General features: G+C 73.5%; 17 protein-coding genes. 11 read left to right on the forward strand and 6 right to left on the reverse strand.

All coding sequences use genetic code 11. From position 1 onward, the window contains the following. On the forward strand, nt 1–1875 hold the full coding sequence (menD, locus tag ACSQ2D_RS16760) for a 2-succinyl-5-enolpyruvyl-6-hydroxy-3-cyclohexene-1-carboxylate synthase (RefSeq protein ID WP_435987057.1): 1875 nt from the start codon (nt 1–3) through the stop codon (nt 1873–1875). Nucleotides 1876–1894: 19 nt separating this feature from the next. On the opposite strand, the gene ACSQ2D_RS16765 is transcribed toward menD, so the two are convergent. From ACSQ2D_RS16765 to ACSQ2D_RS16780, 4 genes are all read right to left on the reverse strand, one after another. Continuing rightward, nucleotides 1895–2659: a 3-keto-5-aminohexanoate cleavage protein gene (locus ACSQ2D_RS16765; RefSeq protein ID WP_435987058.1), complete on the reverse strand. Its 765-nt coding sequence runs from the start codon at nt 2657–2659 to the stop codon at nt 1895–1897. Continuing rightward, on the reverse strand, nt 2656–3657 hold the full coding sequence (locus ACSQ2D_RS16770) for an o-succinylbenzoate synthase (RefSeq protein ID WP_435987059.1): 1002 nt from the start codon (nt 3655–3657) through the stop codon (nt 2656–2658). Before ACSQ2D_RS16770 ends, ACSQ2D_RS16765 begins: the two co-directional genes overlap by 4 nt. 174 nt (nt 3658–3831) lie before the next feature. Beyond that, entirely contained in the window at nt 3832–4080 is a 249-nt protein-coding gene (locus tag ACSQ2D_RS16775) for a hypothetical protein (protein WP_435987060.1), read from the reverse strand. Between the two features lie 133 nt (nt 4081–4213). Further along, on the reverse strand, nt 4214–4732 hold the full coding sequence (locus ACSQ2D_RS16780) for an NUDIX hydrolase (protein WP_435987061.1): 519 nt from the start codon (nt 4730–4732) through the stop codon (nt 4214–4216). A gap of 35 nt (nt 4733–4767) precedes the next feature. Here ACSQ2D_RS16780 and ACSQ2D_RS16785 point away from each other — a divergent pair, with 35 nt between their 5' ends. The 5 genes from ACSQ2D_RS16785 to ACSQ2D_RS16805 all read left to right on the forward strand — a co-directional run bounded on the left by ACSQ2D_RS16785 (nt 4768) and on the right by ACSQ2D_RS16805 (nt 11514). Next, on the forward strand, nt 4768–5727 hold the full coding sequence (locus tag ACSQ2D_RS16785) for a 1,4-dihydroxy-2-naphthoyl-CoA synthase (protein WP_435987062.1): 960 nt from the start codon (nt 4768–4770) through the stop codon (nt 5725–5727). Nucleotides 5728–5838: 111 nt separating this feature from the next. Further along, nucleotides 5839–8271, forward strand: coding sequence for an ATP-binding protein (locus tag ACSQ2D_RS16790; protein WP_435987063.1), 2433 nt, complete (start codon nt 5839–5841; stop codon nt 8269–8271). Between the two features lie 181 nt (nt 8272–8452). Further along, nucleotides 8453–9565, forward strand: coding sequence for a HesA/MoeB/ThiF family protein (locus ACSQ2D_RS16795; protein ID WP_435987064.1), 1113 nt, complete (start codon nt 8453–8455; stop codon nt 9563–9565). A gap of 150 nt (nt 9566–9715) precedes the next feature. Further along, the gene (locus tag ACSQ2D_RS16800) at nt 9716–10942 is read left to right on the forward strand and encodes a hypothetical protein (protein ID WP_435987065.1); all 1227 of its coding nucleotides are present in this window, start codon (nt 9716–9718) and stop codon (nt 10940–10942) included. Further along, complete coding sequence (locus tag ACSQ2D_RS16805; protein ID WP_435987066.1) at nt 10939–11514, forward strand: DUF3105 domain-containing protein; 576 nt, start codon at nt 10939–10941, stop codon at nt 11512–11514. Before ACSQ2D_RS16800 ends, ACSQ2D_RS16805 begins: the two co-directional genes overlap by 4 nt. A gap of 70 nt (nt 11515–11584) precedes the next feature. Here the strand turns inward: ACSQ2D_RS16805 and ACSQ2D_RS16810 are convergent, their stop codons facing one another. After that, the gene (locus ACSQ2D_RS16810; protein WP_435987067.1) at nt 11585–12565 is read right to left on the reverse strand and encodes an alpha/beta hydrolase; all 981 of its coding nucleotides are present in this window, start codon (nt 12563–12565) and stop codon (nt 11585–11587) included. A gap of 251 nt (nt 12566–12816) precedes the next feature. Between ACSQ2D_RS16810 and ACSQ2D_RS16815 the strand changes: the two genes are divergently transcribed. The 5 genes from ACSQ2D_RS16815 (at nt 12817) to ACSQ2D_RS16835 (ending at nt 18119) form a co-directional block, all read left to right on the forward strand. After that, a complete protein-coding gene (locus ACSQ2D_RS16815; RefSeq protein WP_435987068.1) occupies nt 12817–14376 on the forward strand; it encodes an MFS transporter in 1560 nt (519 codons plus the stop codon). Then, the gene (gene menE, locus ACSQ2D_RS16820; protein ID WP_435987069.1) at nt 14376–15560 is read left to right on the forward strand and encodes an o-succinylbenzoate--CoA ligase; all 1185 of its coding nucleotides are present in this window, start codon (nt 14376–14378) and stop codon (nt 15558–15560) included. Before ACSQ2D_RS16815 ends, menE begins: the two co-directional genes overlap by 1 nt. Before the next feature lie 47 nt (nt 15561–15607). Then, a complete protein-coding gene (locus ACSQ2D_RS16825) occupies nt 15608–15889 on the forward strand; it encodes a PLD nuclease N-terminal domain-containing protein (RefSeq protein WP_435987070.1) in 282 nt (93 codons plus the stop codon). A gap of 19 nt (nt 15890–15908) precedes the next feature. Then, entirely contained in the window at nt 15909–16784 is an 876-nt protein-coding gene (locus ACSQ2D_RS16830; RefSeq protein WP_435987071.1) for a 1,4-dihydroxy-2-naphthoate polyprenyltransferase, read from the forward strand. A 105-nt stretch (nt 16785–16889) separates the two neighbouring features. Then, nucleotides 16890–18119: a flavin-containing monooxygenase gene (locus tag ACSQ2D_RS16835; protein WP_435987072.1), complete on the forward strand. Its 1230-nt coding sequence runs from the start codon at nt 16890–16892 to the stop codon at nt 18117–18119. Between the two features lie 480 nt (nt 18120–18599). Here the strand turns inward: ACSQ2D_RS16835 and ACSQ2D_RS16840 are convergent, their stop codons facing one another. Further along, entirely contained in the window at nt 18600–18926 is a 327-nt protein-coding gene (locus tag ACSQ2D_RS16840) for a DUF4229 domain-containing protein (protein ID WP_435987073.1), read from the reverse strand. Nucleotides 18927–18931: the final 5 nt, after the last annotated feature.

Below are 18931 nucleotides of genomic sequence, written 5' to 3' on the forward strand. Positions count from 1 at the left end.
GTGACCGGTCGGCGGAGTGCGCCGGAGCTCGCGCTGCGAGTGCTCCAGCAGCTGTGGCTCGGCGGCGTGCGCGACGTCGTGCTCGCGCCGGGGTCACGGTCGGCTCCGTTCGCCCTCGCTCTCGACGCCGCCGACCGCGACGGTGACCTGCGCCTGCACGTCCGCGTCGACGAGCGGTCCGCGGGCTTCCTCGCTCTCGGGCTCGCCACCGGCTCGAGACGTCCGGTCGCGGTCGTCACGACGTCGGGCACGGCCGTCGGCAACCTGCTGCCCGCCGTCATGGAGGCGCACCACACGGGGCGCCGCGTCGTCGTCGTCAGCGCCGACCGGCCCGACCGCCTGAGGGGCACGGGCGCCAACCAGACGACCGACCAGGCCGGCATCTTCGGCAGCTTCGCGACGAGTCACGACGTGACGGCAGCGACCACTGACGATGATCTGAGCGGGCTTGTGGCGCAGGCGTGCTCGCCTCGCGGGCCGACCCAGCTCAACGTCCAGCTCGACGGCGACCTGCTCCCACCGGACGCCGACCCCGACACGTGGTGGCAGCGCCCCGGGGACGACGCCGCCCCGCCCTCCCTCCTGGCCTCGGCCGACCTCACCAACTCCGCCCCGGCGGACCTCCGACGCGAAACCGGAGCCGAACCCCACGACAACCCCGCCCCGGGGGACCTCCGACACGAAACCGCAGCCGAACCCCACCACAACCCCGCCCCGGCGGAGGGTTCGCGCGGGGACCGGGCCGGACGGGGCGTCGAGCCGTCGGTGTCGGTCCCGAGCGACGGCGAGGTGCTGCCCCTGGGTCCGCGGACGGTCGTCGTGGCCGGCGACGACGCGGGGCCGGCCGCGCGCCTGCTCGCCGAGTCCGCCGACTGGCCGCTCGTCGCGGAGCCCACCTCGGGGGCGAGGATCGGCCGGCAGGCCCTGCGCACCGGACGGCTGCTGCTCACGACCGACCTGCGCGGCGACGTCGAGCGTGTCGTCGTCGTCGGCCACCCGACCCTGTCCCGCCCCGTCACGAGCCTCATCAGCGACCCGGGCCTCGAGGTCGTCTCCGTCCGCGGCCGAGACGGCGTGGCCACCGACCCTGGCCGGGTGGCCCGCGTGCTCGACGTCGTGCCTCGGGTCGACGCACCCGACGACCCGTCCTGGTTCGACGCCTGGCGTGACGCCGACCAGCGGCTCGGCGCGCTCATCGACGCGGGACTCGTTGCGCCGGAAGGAGATCCATCACGGGCACCCGGGGACGGCGGCCTGTCACCGCTCGCCGTCGCCGCCGTCGTGGGAGCTGCCGTCGCGGCCGACACCACCCTGGTCGTCGGCTCGTCCAACCCCGTCCGGGACCTCGACGTCATGGCGACACCGTGGACGCCGCTCGAGCACCGCTTCGTCGTCGGCAACCGCGGCCTCGCCGGCATCGACGGCATGGTCTCGACGGCCGTGGGCGTCGCCCTCGGTCGTCCCCGCGCGGCACGCAGCATCGCCTACCTCGGCGACCTGACCTTCCTCCACGACACGAACGGCCTGCTCATGGGCCGGGGCCAGCGACGACCCGACCTGACGTTCGTCGTCCTCAGCGACGACGGAGGCGCGATCTTCAGCACCCTGGAGCAGGGCGACCGCCGTTACGCGAGTGCCTTCGAGCGCGTCTTCGCGACTCCGCACGGCACCGACCTCCAGGCGCTGTGCGCGGCGCACCACACGGCATACGAACGCGTCGACGACCTCGGTCGGCTGGCCGAGGCGCTGGCCGAGACCCCCTCCGGCACAAGGGTTCTCGAGGTCCCCGTCTCGCGCGCCGACCGGCGGGCCGAGGCCGCCTGGCTGGGCTCCCTGGCGCAGCAGGTCGTGCCGCACCGCGACGACCGCCGCTGACCCCTACCCGCCACCAGGGCTAGCCCGGAGCGTCGGGGACGGGCCACTGGGACGGCGTGCCCGGCTCGGACCGCAGCGCCGCCGCGACGAGCTCGGCACTGTCACGCGCCTCCCGCCCGTCGGGCAGGTAGCGGGTGTCCTCGAGCCCGATGCGCACGTCGTAGCCCGCGGCCTGCGCCCAGCGCAGCACCCGCCAGGCCCACTGTCCCTCGCCGTGCACGAGGACGGGCACGGGCGACATGCCGAGCGCCGCGAGGATGCGCTCGGCCGCCCACGGCCCGTCGGAGCCCGGGGTCACGCCCGGGATGAGCTCGACGAGCACTCGCTCGACCTGCCACGGCCAGCTCGTCGCCACGAAGCGACTGGCCGCCTGTGGCGTCCAGATCCCCGCTTCGACGCCGGATCCGTTGTCGCGCAGAGCTGCCGCGATGTCCACGGCGCCTTCCTCGTGCCAGTTGACGCTTGCGCAGTCAGGGCCTCCGAGGTCGGGCGAGGGCCACTCCGACACGTGGGCGAGCTTGCGACGAGCGCTGTCGACGATGCCGTCGCGCGTCGAGACGCTGACGCGCAGCCCGGGCGTCGCGGCCCGGATCGCGACGACGGCGTCGACGACGTGCCGCGTCTCGAGCGTCTCGCGGCCGGACTCGTCCCGCGGGTGCACGTGCACCATGAAGGCGCCCGCCGCCACCGCGTCGGCCGCGGCGCGAGCGAGCTCGTCGGGCGTCTGCGGCACCGTGCGGTGCTGGCCGCGGGTGCGGTCACCGTTGAGGCAGGCCTTGATCATCGGGCACCTCCGTCTGCGAGCACGGCGTGGCAGCGCACGAGCCGGTCACGCCACCACTGCTCCCGGTCCGGCCGGGCCGCGAGGTCGGCGAGCGCCTCCGGGTCGGGCACGGCACGGCCGGTCGCCAGCAGGCCGCCGGACGGGCGCCACGGGGTCGCCGACACGTCGCGCTCGAAGAGCCCCACGGTGCCGAGCCCGCACGCGTGGTCGAGCGACGGCAGCGCCGCCGCGAGCGCCACTCCAGCGGCGATGCCGACACTCGTGTCGAGCGCGGACGACACGACGGCCGGGAGCCCGCACGCCTCGACCACGTCGAGGGCCGCGGTCACCCCGCCCAGGGGCGCGACCTTGACGACGACGAGGTCCGCGGCGCCGAGCCGCGCCACTCGGATCGGGTCCTCGGCCTTGCGGATCGACTCGTCGGCAGCGATGGGCATGTCGATCCCGTTGCGCGCCAAGGCGGTTCGCAGATCGACGAGCTCCTCGACGCTGGCACAGGGCTGCTCGGCGTACTCGAGGTCGTATGCCGTGAGCCGCCTCAGCGCCTCCGTGGCAGTCTCGACGTCCCACCCGCCGTTGGCGTCGATCCGGACCTGCGCGGACGGCCCCATCGTCGACCGGACGGCGGCGACCCGGTCGACGTCGTCGTCGAGCGTCTGGCCGCGCTCGGCGACCTTGACCTTCGCCGTCGTGCACCCGTCGAAGCGAGCCAGGACCTCCGGCACCCGGTCGGGACCGACGGCAGGGACGGTCGCGTTGACGGGCACGGCGTCGCGCACGGGGGCCGGCCACACGGCATACGCGGCCTCGAGGGCGGCAGCCAGCCAGCGCGCGGACTCGCCGTCGGCGTACTCGACGAACGGGCTGAACTCGCCCCACCCGGAGGGACCCTCGACCAGGAGCGCCTCACGGACGTCGACGCCGCGGAAGCGCACCCGCATCGGCAGCGCGACGACGTGGGCCCCGGCGAGGAGCTCGTCGGCAGGAGGCAGCGTCATGCCCCCATCATCACCGACGGCCGGCCTACGAGACGGCTGCCCCGCGAGACGACTGCCCCGCGAGGTCGTGACTGCCCTGCGAGTGGACGACTGCCACGGCACACCGGAGCAGTCATCCGGGCCCGGGACGTCGATCACCGGGCGGGCAGTCGCGGCCCCGGACGCGAGGCCCGCCTACCGGACCGGGAAGGCCTCGTGCCGGTCCTCCGTCGGGTCGGGCCGGCCGACCGGAGCCCCGGGTGTCGACGTCTCCTCACGGCCACGCCGGGCCCGGCCGGCGCCGCCGCAGTGGTGGCCGTGCCGGCCGGTGTGCGGCAGCACCCAGAGGAGCCCGAAGAGCCACCAGAAGCCGTGCCCCGACGCCCCGAGCGCGACGGCGATGAGCACGACTCCGGCGATCATCAGGTTGCGGGGTGAGTACACGGTGGTCTCCTCGGTCCGTGGGGCCGGTCTGCCCCGTCTTCCTCGACCGTAGGCGCGCGTCCCCCCGTCGACCCCGTCCCTCTGTCAGCACCTGCCCCTGACAGATGTCACCTCCGCCGGTGGAACGGTGCGCTCACTCGACGGAGGCAGCGCGCTCACCCGAGTGGGCGAGCGGACCGAGGACGACGTCGGCGGGGTCGTCGACCGCCACGGCGATGCGGTCGCGGAAGACCTGCACCATCGGTGGCAGGGCGTCGAGCGGGAACCACCGCGCGTCTGTCGACTCGTCGTCACCCGGCCGGGGCTCCCCCGAGACCCAGCGGCAGCGGAAGGTGTGGTCGAGGTACTGCCCCAGGTCGCCGTTGACGTGGGTCACGACGCCGCTCGCGGAGACCCACACGAGCCGTTCGACCTCGGCGACGACGCAGGCCTCCTCCTCGACCTCGCGGACCGCGGTGACGTGCGGGTCCTCGCCCGGGTCGACGATGCCGGTGACCGGCGTCCACGCACCGTTGTCGGAGCGCTTGACGAGCAGCACCTCGTCGGCGCCGTCCGCGACCTCGCGCAGCACGACGGCCGTGACTCCGGGCATCCACAGCAGCTCCCGGCCGACCATGGTGCGCAGGTGGGAGACGTAGGGAGGGATCGGCATACGGCCGACCCTAACCCCGCCGATAAGGTCGGTCCGTGAGCAGCGAGCCGAGCCAGAGCGCCGTGTCCGAGACCTTCGACCCGAGCGAGTGGGCGCCCGTCGAGGGCTTCGACCTCACCGACATCACCTACCACCGGCGGCGGCCCGTGGCCGGTCGCCCGCACGCCGAGTCGGGGGTCGTGCGCATCGCGTTCGACCGTCCCGAGGTGCTCAACGCCTTCCGCCCGCACACCGTCGACGAGCTCTACCGCACGCTCGACCACGCGCGCATGACGCCTGACGTCGGCGTCGTCCTGCTCACCGGCAACGGCCCGAGCCCCAAGGACGGCAAGTGGGCCTTCTGCTCGGGAGGCGACCAGCGCATCCGAGGCCGCTCCGGCTACCAGTACGCCGAGGGCGAGACGGCCGACACCGTCGACGCGGCGCGCACGAAGGCCCAAGGAGGCCGGCTGCACATCCTCGAGGTGCAGCGGCTCATCCGCACCATGCCCAAGGTCGTCATCGCCGTCGTGAACGGCTGGGCGGCCGGCGGCGGGCACTCGCTCCACGTCGTGTGCGACCTGACGATCGCGAGCCGCGAGCACGCCCGCTTCAAGCAGACCGACGCCGACGTGGGCTCCTTCGACGCCGGCTACGGCAGCGCCTACCTCGCCAAGATGGTCGGCCAGAAGTTCGCCCGCGAGATCTTCTTCCTCGGGCGCACCTACTCCGCCGAGGACATGCAGCGGATGGGCGCCGTCAACATCGTCGCCGACCACGCCGACCTCGAGCGAGAGGCCCTGCAGGTCGCGACCGAGATCATGGGCAAGAGCCCGCAGGCCCAGCGGATGCTGAAGTTCGCCTTCAACCTCACCGACGACGGGCTCATGGGCCAGCAGGTCTTCGCCGGCGAGGCGACGCGCCTGGCCTACATGACCGACGAGGCCGTCGAGGGCCGTGACCAGTTCCTCGAGAAGCGCGAGCCCGACTGGTCGCCGTTCCCCTGGTACTTCTGAGCACCGTCGGTGGTATGCCGCTGAGCCCGGTCCCAGCCGACCCCGCGCCCACGTCGGCGTCGGGTCCCCTACGGCCGCCTCGGCGCACGAAGAGGACGGATGGGCCGGGTCATGCGTGAGGCCGACGGTCCGCCGCGCCCCGACTCGGTGCGCTCGCTCGACGAGCTGGCGACACGGCTGCAGGCGCTGCGCTCCTGGGCCGGGGTCTCCTACCGCGCCCTGCACCGTGAGGTGCTTCGCGGTCGCCGGGAGCGAGGAGTCGCCGAGCTGCCCGCCTTCGACACCGTCCACCGCTGCCTGCAGACGGGACGGACCCGGATCGACGCCGAGCTCGTCGTCGACGTCGCCGCGGCCCTGCTCGGCAGCCGGGACCTGGCCGCCCCGTGGCGTCAGGCCTGCCAGGTCGTGGCACAGACCGAGCTCGAGGCCAGGCTCGTGACCGTCTCCGACTCCATGCCCCCCGACGACTCCGACTTCGTGGGCCGCAGCGTCGAGCTCGCCGAGGTCCTCGCCGCGGCCGGCGAGCCCGGCTCGGTCGTGACAGTCATGGGGATGGGTGGGATGGGCAAGACCAGGCTGGCCGTCCGGGCGGCCCACCGTCTCACCGCGGAGCTCGGTGCCGGGGTCGTCACCTTCTTCGTGGACCTCCGGGGCTACGACACCGAGCGCCCACCGGCCGACCCGGAGTCCGTCCTCGATGCCTTGCTCAAGGTGCTGGGCGTGCCGGCGGCCCGGCTCGTCCATCTCGACCTCGACGCGCGGCGCGCGCTGCTCCGCAAGCGGCTGTCCGGCCGCCCGGCGGTCCTCGTCCTGGACAACGCGTCGTCGGGTGCGCAGGTGCTGCCCGTGCTTCCCGACGACGGCGCGTGCCGGGTCGTCGTCACCTCGCGCCACTCCCTCGAGGGTGTGCGAGCGACCGAGGTCCAGCTCGACGCCTTCGCCGCTCGGGACGCCACCGAGGCGCTCCGACGCGCCGCCCACCCCACGCCCGTGGACGTCCGCTCCGCGCAGGCGCACCGGATCGTCGAGCTCGTCGGACGGCATCCGCTGGCGCTCTCGCTCGTCGGTGCTCGCGTCCGGTCCGCGCCGGGATGGACGTTGGCCGACCACGCGGAACGGCTGGCGGAGGCGCGTCTCGCCGGCCGCCTCGACGCGGGCATCGACGTGGCCCTCGGCCTGTCCTACGACCGCCTCCCCGCAGAGAGCCGTCGGATGCTCCGGCTCGTGGCACTCCACCCGGGCGCCGACCTCGACACCTACGCGGCTGCGGCCCTGCTCGGCACCAGTCTGGCGGTGGCGGACGCGTCGCTGACCGAGCTGGTCGATGCCAGCCTCGTGCGTCGCTCGGCGTCGGGCCGGTTCAGCCTCCACGACCTGGTCCGGACCTTCGCGTCCCACCGGGCCCACGAGGAGGATCCAGCGTCCGCCCGCCGTGCCGCGACGGCGCGTCTGCTCGACCACCACGACGCGGTGATGACCCGGGTGGCGCCCCTTCTCTTCCCCCAGGTCTCGCTCGTCGTGCCCGACGGGCGCGGCTTGTCCGCCACGCCGGAACCGCAGCTGCCCGACCGGGAGGCGGCCCAACGCTGGCTGGACCTCGAGTGGCGCAACCTCGTGAGCAGCGCACTCCGGCTCGGTGAGGCGGAGCGCCCCGAGCACGTGGTGCGGCTGTCCGCCCACCTGCAGCGCCATCTGGAGGTCGGTGGGCACTTCGTCGAGGCCGAGGCGCTGCACTCCGCCGCCGCCGACCTCGCCACGGGAGCCTCCCGAGCGCAGGCACTGACCAACATGGCCAGCGTGTGCTTCCCGCTCGGTCGTCACGGCGACGCCGAGAAGCACCTGCGCGATGCACTGACCATCTACCGTCGCTGGGACAACGGACCGGGCGAGTGCAAGACCTTGAACAACCTCGGGATCGTGCACCAGCACGCCGGCGACTACGACCGCGCCCGTCGACACTTCGAGGCTGCCCTCGGGATGGCCCCGAACGCTCTGCTCAGGAGCTTCCCGCTCGCCAACCTCGCGAAGCTGTCGACGAGGCTCGGCCTCCACGAGCAGGCCCTGTCGTACGCACGCCGGGCCCTCGACGAGGCACGGTCCGTCGACGACCCCACGCGCGTGGCCCAAGGCCTGTTCACGGTCGGCGACCAGCTGCGGGTGATGGGTCGCCTCGACGAGGCTCGCGCCGAGCTGCAGCAGTCGCTCGAGCTCGCTCGCTCGTCCCGCTTCCCGTACTGCGAGGCCTTCGCGCTCAACGCGCTCGGACTGGTCAGCCTCGAGCTCGGGGAGGTGGACGCGGCCGAGCGCCTCCAGCTCGAGGCGCTCGACGTCGCCCGGGAGTTCGGCATCGGCGCGGTCGAGGTGGTCGTCCTCAACGCGCTGGGCACCACCCTGCGCCGGCTCGGACGCCGCGCGGACGCGCTGGCGAGCTACGACGCCGCCCTGCTCCTCGCGAGCGACACCGGGGACCACCACCAGTACGCCCTCGCCGAGGAGGGCATCCGAGCGACGAGCCCCGGCGCCACCGAGCCCGCCCCGACCTGATCGTCCGCGGTCGGGTCCGACTCGACACGGACCGACGGACGGACCGACCGCCGCACTGACGCACTGACCGACTGCCGGGCCGGTGCCGGTGCCGGGACGCTGACCGACATTGACCGGGAACGCCCACCGGCGGCGCCCGGTCTCCCAGAGTGGGACCTCCGCGACCGACACCGGAGGGCACGTGAGACCACGGTTGAAGGACCTCGCCTGGCAGCGCGAGGGCGATGCGCTGAGGCTCGTCTACGACATCAGGGAGCAGTTCGTCCTCGACGACCCCGACGGCGTCATCGAGGCTCTGGTGCTCCTGCTGGAGCGGGGCGGCCTCGACCCCGAGGAGCTGGCCGCGCGGCTGACCGACCAGGGCATGCCGGTCACGGCCGCGGAGGTCGGGTCCGCGCTGGAGGTCTTCGACGAGCACGGCCTCGTCGAGGACGGCGACGACTCCGCCTCGCTCACCGCCGGCGAGCGGGAGCGGTACCAGAGCAACCTCGCGTTCTTCGACACCTTCGCCCGTCTGGAGCAGGGTCGGGACTCCTACCAGCGGGCGCTCCGCGCCTCGCACGTGCTCGTGCTGGGCACCGGTGGCCTCAACTCGAGCACGATTCCGCACCTGTGCGGGCTGGGCGTCGGGCGCCTCACCCTGCTGGACCACGACGACGTGGAGACGAAGAACTTCGCCCGGCAGTATCTCTACAAGCACACCGACATCGGGTCGCCGAAGGTCGAGGTGGCCGCCGACTGGGTGCGCGCTTTCGACCCGAGCGTCAAGGTCGAGGGGGTCTCGGGTGTGGTGGGGTCCACCGCTGACGTGGCCGGCCTGATCGAGACCTACCGGCCCGACCTCGTGATGTGCGGGATCGACCACCCCCTCGAGGTCGGCGGCTGGGTCAACGCCGCGTGCGTCCGGGCCGGCGTGCCGTTCATCCGGGCCGGAATGCGCGTCACGACCGGTCTGGTCCTGTCCGTCGACCCGGGTCGCAGCGGCTGCTGCACCTGCATCGGCACCGCGGCCGACCTGACTCCCGACGACGCCGCGGTCGCCGAGCTGTTCAGGTCGCGGACGTCGCCCAACCGCGGCATCGGCCCCGTCGCGGGCCTGCTCGGCTCGCTCGCCGCCTTCGAGGCGCTCCGCTACCTCACCGGGTTCGAGCCACCGGCCTACGCCGGTCGACAGCTCACCATCGACTTCGCGCACGGATGCGCGACGAGTGTCTCGCCGTGGCCGAGGCGTCCGGACTGTCCGGACTGCGGGCCTGCCGCAGCAGCGACCCCAGGAGGAGGTGAACACCCATGAAGATCGAGATCAAGAAGATCGAGAACGTCCGCCTGACGATGTGCGTCGAGGACGGCGGCGGCTGCTCCAGCTGATCGCGAACGGGCCGCCCCCGCACAGGGGCGGGGGCGGCCCCCAGCACTTCTCATGACCGGAACCACCAGAGGGCCCATGTCAGACCTGACCAGCTCCAGCACGTCCATCGAGGCGATGCACCTGCTCGTCGTCGGCCACGACGGCTCGGACTTCGTGCTCGGGCGCCCCGACCTCGGCCTGTTCGTGGCCGTGCCCGAGCCGGGCGCCGTGTTCGTCAACGCCGTGAAGGCGGGTGCCTCCCTGGACGAGGCGACCGAGAAGGCGACCGAGGTCGCGGGCGAGGTCGTCGACGGTCTGGACTTCGTCGAGAGCCTCGCCGGTGCCGGCCTGCTCGACGCGCTTGCCGCTCCGGCCCCGGGCACCGGTCGTGGTCGGGCGATCCGATGGATCGACGGGGTGCGTCCCGAGGTGGCCAGGCCCTTCTTCGGCCGGAGCGCGCACGCGATCTACATCGCGTCGACCGTGTTCGTCGTGGCTGTGGTCGTGCTGGTCCCAGCCCTCCGGCCCCGATTCCAGGACGTGTGGTGGCTCCCCGATCCGGTCACGTCGGTGCTGCTGCTGCTCCCGGTCACGATCGCCCTCGGAGCGCTGCACGAGGCCTGGCACTGGCTCGCCGGACGCGCGCTCGGGATCCCGGCGACCTTCAGGGTCAGCCACCGTGGGGTCTTCCTCGTCTTCGAGACCGACCTGACGCAGATCGTGGTGGTCGACCGCCGCCGCCGCTTCACGGCGTTCCTGGCCGGCATGGCCTTCGACGTGACGCTCCTCGCCGTGATCCTCGCGCTGCGCCTCGCCGACCGCAGTGACCTCGTGGCCCTCCCCGGGTGGCTGGGCCGCCTGCTCGCGGCCGTCGCCCTCGGCCAGATGTTCCGGCTCGTGTGGCAGTTCTGTGCCGTCGCGCAGCGGAGTGACATGTATGCCGTGCTCGCCAACGCCCTGCGCTGCCACGACCTGCACCGGGCGACCGTCCTGACCACCAGGGACCGCCTGCTGGGTCTGGACGAGACCGAGCGCCGCGAGCTCGAGGCGATCAGTGAGCACGACCGCTCGGTGGCGTCCTGGTTCGGGGTCGCCTACCTCGCCGGGACCGCCGCCATGCTGTGGTTCGCACTGTCCTTCGCGTTGCCGGGAGCCCTGGGCATCCTCGGCTGGGCCGGCGCCAACCTCGTCCACCCGATCGTCACGACGTGGGCCTTCTGGTCCTCGGCGGCCGTGGCCGTCTACGTCGCGAGCCGGTGGCTCCTGCCTCCCGTCCTCGCCGCCCGCGAGCGCCGGATGCGGAAGGAGGGGGTGCTCCGATGACCCCCTCCCCTCGCCGGTGGGCCTGGCGCCTCGCCCTTCTGCTCGCCGTGGCCGCGATCGTCGCGCTCACCTCCACCCAGTACCGGACGGTCGTCGGGTCGCTGACCGGCTCGACCGCGGTGCAGCGGCCGGACAGCTGTCTGCCCGGTACGGCGGTTCCGGTCCTGGACAGTCCTCACGTGAGCGAGGAGCAGGCGGCGCGCGCCCACTACAACTCCGTCCCCGCGACCTCCGGGCCGCACTACGCGTTCGCCGCCAACACCGGGATCTACGCCTCCGCCGTCCCGGAGCCCTCGTTCGTCCACACCATGGAGCACGGCCATGTGGTCATCGCCTATGCTCCGACGCTGCCCGCCGCCGACGTCCGTCTGCTCGAGACGATCACGCGACGGCACTCGGGCGACGTCCTGCTGACGCCCTATCCCCGACTCGAGCACGGGGTGGCGCTCGCCGCGTGGGGCAGGCTCCAGACCCTGGACCGGGTCGACGAGTCGACCGTCGTCGCCTTCGTGACCGCTCTCGCGGGGCGCTACGACCACGAGTGGCTCGCCGACCCCTGCCCGGGCGGGTAGGCGGACCGCCGACGCCGCAGTGCCGACGCCGCAGTGCCGACGCCGCCCAGCGTCAGAGGCGTCAGAGGCGTCAGAGGGCGTCGAGCAGCGCGATGGTGGCCGCGACGATCTGCCGTTGGGCGTCGTCCCGGGGCACCGTGGGGGTGCCGTCGCCGGGCTGCTCGCCGTAGTCCCCGAAGTAGGAGTGCACGGCCCCCTCGACGGCGGTGTATGCCGTGTCGCCGGGGAGCAGGGCCCGGCTCGCCTCGATGTCGGCCGGGGTCGTGAAGCCGTCGCGGGTACCGCTCACCGACGCGACCCGCAGGTCGGTGCGGTCGGCCAGTGAGCCCACCGGATAGGACGCCCACAGTGCGAGCCCCTGGACGAGGCCGGGATGGTCCTGCGCGAAGGTCGCGGCCACCACGCCACCGAGACTGTGGCCGCCGACCACCCACGACGTCACCTCCGGATGACGGTCGATGAACGCGTGCGGGGCGGTCATGGCGAGAAAGCCGATGCCGAAGGGCTGCTTGACGACGAACACGATGACGCCCTGCCGGCTCACCTCCGAGAGCATCGGCACGTAGGCGCGCGGGTCGACGCGGGCCCCCGGCTGGAAGATCAGGCCGCGGGTCGGCGTGCCGCTCGTGGGGGCGATGACGATGTGGGCCGGGGCGTCCGTGACGCGCACGTCGGCGCTTCCGGACATCGAGGCCACCGCCTCGGGCGTCGCACCGAAGGGCCGCAGCCAGACGAGCGCCCCGAGCACGACGACGGTGACGAGGACCCCGGCCACCCGTCCGAGCGCCCTGAGCCACGGACGGGCGCCCGGACGTCGCGGATCGTGGTCCGAGCGCTCCCGGACGAGGAGGACGACACCGATGAGGCCGCTCGCGGCGAGCGCGATGACCTGGGCCGGGTTGCCGGCGAGCAGGACGGACCGGTCGAGGAGGAAGAGCACGAGAGGCACGACGAGCCAGAAGATCCCGAGCACGACCGTGAAGCGGGCCCTGGGGCGACGGCGGACCGCCGGACCGGCGCCCTCCACTCCCTCGTCCGGCACGGTCGTCACGCCCTGAGGGTAACCAAGCAGGAGGGCGCAGCGGCGGCGTGGCCCCCGGCAATCCGGTGCGCGGACGGACCGGCCGCGGCGAAGCCGGTGTCGGTCGCACACCGGGCAGCGGGACAAGGCAGGATGTTGGAGTGGAACCGAGCGACGACCGCCGCGCCAGCCCTGGCCGTCGTGCGCCCGCATCGCACGCCCCTCCCGACGCGCTTGCTCGCCCTGCCACCCCGTCACCGCAGTCGCCGGAGACGCCAGACGTGCCGGAGACGCCGGACGTGCCGGAGGGTGGCCGGCCCGCGGACTTCCGCCAGCCACCGCGCACCACGGCGGCCAACGCGACGCGTGCCGTGGGACGCGGGCTCGGACGGGCCGCGACCGGCACGGCCCGGCTGACCGCGCGCTCGGGACGCTTCGCCGCCGCCAAGGCCCACGCGTTCACCCACTCCGGAGGGGCCGGCGAGAGCGGCCTGGCTCGGATCACCGAGCTGCACGCGAGCAACACGGCGGGCGACACCATCATGACGCTGGCCCTCGCGGGCACCCTCTTCTTCAACCCGCAGACCGCCCAGGCCCGTGGCGACGTCGCGACCTTCCTGCTGCTGACCATGGTCCCGTTCGTCCTCGTCGCGCCCCTCATCGGGCCGCTGCTCGACCGCTTCTCGCACGGCCGGCGCTGGGCCATCGGCACGACCCTCGCGGTGCGGGCCTTCCTCTGCTGGGTGCTCGCCGAGGCCATCACCAACGACAGCAGCTGGCTCTTCCCCGCCGCGCTCGGGTGCCTCGTCGCCTCCCGGGCCTACACCATCACGCGCGCAGCAGCGGTACCACGGCTCCTACCGCCGGGCACGACTCTCGTGAAAGCGAACTCGCGCGTCTCGATGGCCGGGGTCGTCGGTGCCGTCATCGGCGGCGCCCTCGGCGGCGCGGCGATGCTCGCCGGGCCGGCCTGGGCCCTGCGCGTCGGCTTCGTCGTCTTCGTCGTCGCCACCGTCCAGGCGATCCGGCTGCCGGCGCAGGTCGACAGCTCGCTCGGCGAGGTCTCCATCGAGGACACGACCCCCATCCCCGTGCGCGGCGCCCACGACGACGCGAGCGCGCCCGGCGCGGGGTCCCTCAGAGGCACCCGGCGCGGCTGGGGCGACGAGCCGGCCCGGCGGCATACGCCCTCGGACGGCGACGCGCTCACGGTCGACTCGCTGGGGCCCCTCGGTCGCTTCCGGCGGCGCAAGCAGGCGATCCCGTGGCCCGTCATGCACGCCATGTGGTCGACCGGCGGCACCCGGGTGCTCACCGGCTTCCTCATCCTCTTCATGGCCTTCCTCGCCAAGGAGCACCCGATCGACGGCATCCGCGGCGAGCTCGTGCTCGCGTTCATCGCGGTCGCCATCGGCGTCGGCAACGGCATGGGCAGCGTCGTCGGCAACGTCGTGCGCGACCAGCGCCCCGAACGCATCGCCATGGTGTCGGTCCTCGCGGCGACGGTCTGCTGCGTCGCGACGGGCATCTGGTACGGCGTGTGGACCCTCGTCCTGCTCGGCTTCGTGCAGGGCATGTCGGCGCAGCTGTCCAAGCTGGGCTTCGACGCTCTCGTGCAGCGCGAGGTGCCCGAGAACGTCCGCACGTCGGTCTTCGCGTGGTCCGAGACGATGCTCCAGGTGCTGTGGGTCGTCGGGGGCACCCTCGGGATCGTGCTCCCGCTCAACCCCTACGTCGGCTTCCCCGTCTGTGCGGTCGCGCTCGTCTGGACCGTCGCCATGGCGGCCCGGCAACGTCGCCGCGCCGCCCCCACCGCACCACCGAGAGCGAGACGTGCCTGATGGCCGCGCCGTCCCCCCGCCCGCTGGCGGTCCCCGCCGGACCCGCCGTCCTCGACGTGCTGCCCGCCCTCGAGGCGGCCCTGACCGGCCGCTCCCCCGTGCTGCCGTATGCCGCCGGCTCCCCGCCGCCGTCGGTGCCGTCCCACGACCCCGCCGACCTTCCCGACGGTCTCGCGGTCGCGATCGGCACGTCGGGCTCGACGGGCCGGCCCAAGCGCGCGCTGCTGACGGCCGACGCGCTCGAGCGGTCGGCGTGGGCCACCCACCAGGTGCTCGGCGGCAGCGGCGCGTGGCTGCTCGCCATGCCGGCCCACCACATCGCGGGGCTGCAGGTGCTGCTCCGGTCGCTCGCCTCGGGCGTCCCGCCGGAGGTGCTCGACCTGCGAGACGGCTTCTCGGTCGAGGGCTTCGCGCAGGCCGCGTCCCTCGTGCGGCCGACGGGCGCCGCGCCCCGGCGCTACACGGCGCTCGTGCCGACGCAGCTGGCCCGGCTCGTCGACGACCCGGTGGGGCTCGAGGCGCTGGGCTCCTTCGACGGGGTGCTCGTCGGCGGCGCGGCCACGCCGCCCGCCCTCGTCGAGCGTGCCCGCGCGCTGGGCGTCGTCCTCAGCCTCACCTACGGGATGAGCGAGACGGCCGGGGGCTGCGTCTACGACGGGATCCCGCTGCCGGTCAGCAGGGTCCACGTCGACAACGACCGCCACGTCGTGCTCGGCGGCGACACCGTCGCCCACGGCTACCTCGGCGAGGCGCGCCTGAGCCGTGACGCCTTCACCGTCGACCCCGACGGTGTCCGCTGGTTCCGCACCGACGACCTCGGCCACTTCGACGACGACGGGCTGCTCGTCATCGACGGCCGCGCCGACGACGTCATCAACACCGGTGGCCTCAAGATCAACCCCGGCGTCGTCGAGGACGCCATGACCCGCCACCTCGACGACGTCCTCGACGTCGTCGTGCTGGGTCTGCCCGACCCCGAGTGGGGCGAGGCCGTCTGTGCCGCAGTGACGCTCGTCGACCCGACCGGCCACCTGACGACCCGTGCCGTGCGCGAACGGCTGCGCGGCATCCTGCCGGACGCGGCCCTGCCGCGACGGGTCCTCGTGCTCGCCGAGATCCCTCAGCGCGGCCCCGGCAAACCCGATCGGGCCGCCATCCGACGCGTCGTGCAGGGCCTCGCCTGAGCGGTGGCAAGATGGGGGTGTCCCACCCGTCGCCGAAGGAGGTCGCCGTGCTGCGCGTCGTGCTGATCGCCCTCGTCGTCTTCGCCACGATCTACGCCCTCGTCGACTGCCTCCAGACCGACCGGCGGCTCGTGCGGGTCATGCCCAAGACCGTCTGGCTCATCGCGGTCCTCGTGCCCGTGCTCGGCCCGATCTTCTGGCTCGTCGCCGGGCGCAGCGACGCCCGGGGTGGACCCGGTCCCGCCTCTCGCGGGCCCGGTCGCCGGCCGCCGGGGCCTCGCGGCCCCATGGGCCCCGACGACGACCCCGACTTCCTCCGCAAGCTGTAGAAGGACCCACCGGAACTCCATGGCCACCCTGTCCCAGTGGATCGAGGGCGCACGCCCTCGCACGCTGCCCGCCGCCGTCTCGCCCATCCTCGTCGGCACTGGCGCCGCCTACCAGACCGGCCACGTCGTCTGGGCGTATGCCGTCCTCGCCCTCGTCGTCGCCCTGGCCCTTCAGGTCGGGGTCAACTTCGCCAACGACTACTCCGACGGCATCCGCGGCACCGACGAGGTGCGCGTCGGGCCCGTGCGGCTCGTCGGCCAGCGGCTCGCGGCGCCCCGCTCGGTCAAGATCGCGGCCTTCGCGTGCTTCTTCTTCGCCGGGCTCATGGGTCTCGCGCTCGTCGGGCTCTCGGAGCTGTGGATCATGATCCCCATCGGTGCGGCCGCCATCGTCGCGGCCTGGTACTACACCGGCGGCTCGCGGCCCTACGGCTACCTCGGCCTCGGCGAGGTCTTCGTCTTCGTCTTCTTCGGGCTCGTGGCGACCCTCGGCACCATGGCGACGATGACCCCGCCCACGGCCGCCGGCTGGTGGGGCGCCATCGGCGTCGGGTCGCTCGCCTCGGCGATCCTCGTCGCCAACAACCTGCGCGACATCCCGACCGACCGCGAGCACGGCAAGCGGACGCTCGCCGTGCGGATGGGCGAGTCGGGCACGCGCGCCTTCTACGTCGCGCTCGTCGCGGTGGCCTTCGTCATGACGGGCCTCGCGTCGTTCACGTCACCGTGGGCGCTGCTCGCGATCCTCGCGGCGCCGCTCATCGTGCGGCCGATGCAGGCCGTCGTCGGTCGCGCCACGGGCCCGGGCCTCATCCCGGCCCTGGCCGGCACCGGCCAGTTCCAGCTCGCCTGGTCGCTGCTGCTCGCCGTCGGTCTCGCGCTCGGCCGCGCCTGACCCTGCTGAGCCCCCGCGGGTCGAGGCGACCCCTGGCGACCCGGCGCGACGGCATACCTCGGCATTCGGCTGACGGGGGCCACGTCCCGGTGCCACCGTGGACGGGTGTCCGAGGAGATCGACGTCGTCGTCATCGGGGCCGGGCAGGCCGGTCTCGCGACGAGCCACGAGCTCGAGCAGCGCGGCGTCGACCACGTCGTCCTCGAGGCGAGCGTGCCGGGATCGTCGTGGCTCGGCCGGTGGGACAGCTTCACGCTCGTCGGGCAGAACCACACGGTGCGCCTGCCCGGCGCCCCCTACGTCGGTGACGACCCGCAGGGCTTCATGGGACGGGCCGAGATCGCGGCCCATCTCGACGCGTGGGCGGGCCGGCTGCGCGCCCCGGTGCGCCTCGGCTGCCCCGTGCGTCGGCTCCGGACCCGCGACACCGGTGGCTTCGTGCTCGAGACCGACGACGGGGCGATCGTCAGCCGCGTCGTGGTCGTGTCGACGGGCGCGTACCAGCGGCCGCACCGGCCACCGGCCTTCGCGACGCTGCCGGGTGGCCTCCCCGTCGTCGACCTCAACGGCTACCGCAACCCGGGCGGGCTGCCCGACGGACCCGTCATGGTCGTCGGCAGCGGGCAGAGCGCGTGCCAGGTCGCCGAGGAGCTCGTGCTCGCCGGCCGCGACGTCGTCATGGCGTGCGGTCGCGCGCCGTGGTTCCCGCGGAGGGCCGGCGACCGCGACGTGTTCGAGTGGCTCCTCGACACGCCCTTCTTCGACCAGCGCGTCGAGGACCTGCCGACGCCCGCGGCCCGCTTCGGCGCGAACCCGCAGCTGAGCGGGGCCGCCGGTGGCCACGACCTCAGCTACCGCACGCTCGCCGCGCTCGGCGTCCGGCTCGGAGGTCACCTGCTCGGAGCCGACGACGGCGTCGTGCGGCTCGCCCCGGACCTCGAGGCGTCCGTCGCCGCGGGTGACGACGGCTACCGCCTCATCCGCGGGTTCGTCCTCGACCTGTGCTCGAGAGAGGGCATCGACCCGCCGGAGCTCCCCGACCCCGCGCCGTTCGCCGCGACGCCGCTCGAGACCGTGCCGGTGCGCGAGCTGGGCTGCGTGCTCGTCGCCGCCGGGTTCCGCCCCGACTACGCGTCGTGGGTCCAGGTGCCCGACCTCGTCGACGGGCTCGGCTTTCCCGTGCACGTCGACGGAGAGAGCGTCGCAGCGCCGGACCTGCACTTCGTCGGCGTCCACTTCCTGCGACGACGCAGCTCGGCCCTGCTCTTCGGTGTCGGGGCGGACGCCTCGGCCACGGCGAGCCGCATCGCCACCCGCCTCGGCCTCCCCGCCTGACCCCGCCCTCCGTCCTGTCGAGTGAGCGCTCCGTCCCACTCGAGCGAGCGCTCCGTCACACGACCGTGGGACTGGCGTGACCGCATACTCACTCGAGTGGCCTCGTGACCTCAGGCGTACCAGTCCCCGTGTGGGACACGAGTGACGACGAGGCCACTCGACTGGGGCTTGGCGCTCACTCGAGTGTGGTTGGGCGCTCACTCGAGTGGCCTCGTGGCCACACGCGTACCAGCCCCCGCATGGGACACGAGTGACGACGAGGCCACTCGACTGGGGTTGGGCGCTCACTCGAGTGTGGTTTGGGCGCTCACTCGAGTGGCCTCGTGACCACACGCGTACCAGCCCCCGCATGGGGCAGGAGTGACGACGGGGCCACTCGACTGGGGTTGGGCGCTCACTCGAGTGGCCTTGTGACCTCAGGCGTACCAGTCCCCGCGTGGGGCACGAGTGACGACGGGGCCAGTCGACTGTGCGTTGGGGTCAGCGGTCGGCGTTGCGGGGGTCCTCGGTAGCCGCGGCACCCGTGGTGTCGACGTCACGGAGCGGACGCTCGTCCTCGAGGTCCTCGGCGAACTCGTCGCTCGCCGGATCGACCCCCTGCTTCGCCTCGAGCTTGGCCTCGTGGCGCTCGACGAGCTTGGCCGTGATCTCGTCGCGCATGCCGCGCAGCAGGATGTAGGAGGCGGCTGCAGACGCGAGCGCCGACGCGCCGAGCAGGAGCACGGGGTTGTTGCGCAGGCCGATGAGCCAGAAGAGGAAGAGGAACCCGAAGAAGATGAGGATGCGGAGCAGGGAGTAGCGGACCACGTCAG

The sequence above is a fragment of the Terrabacter sp. LjRoot27 genome (assembly GCF_964254175.1).
GTDB lineage: Bacteria > Actinomycetota > Actinomycetes > Actinomycetales > Dermatophilaceae > Terrabacter.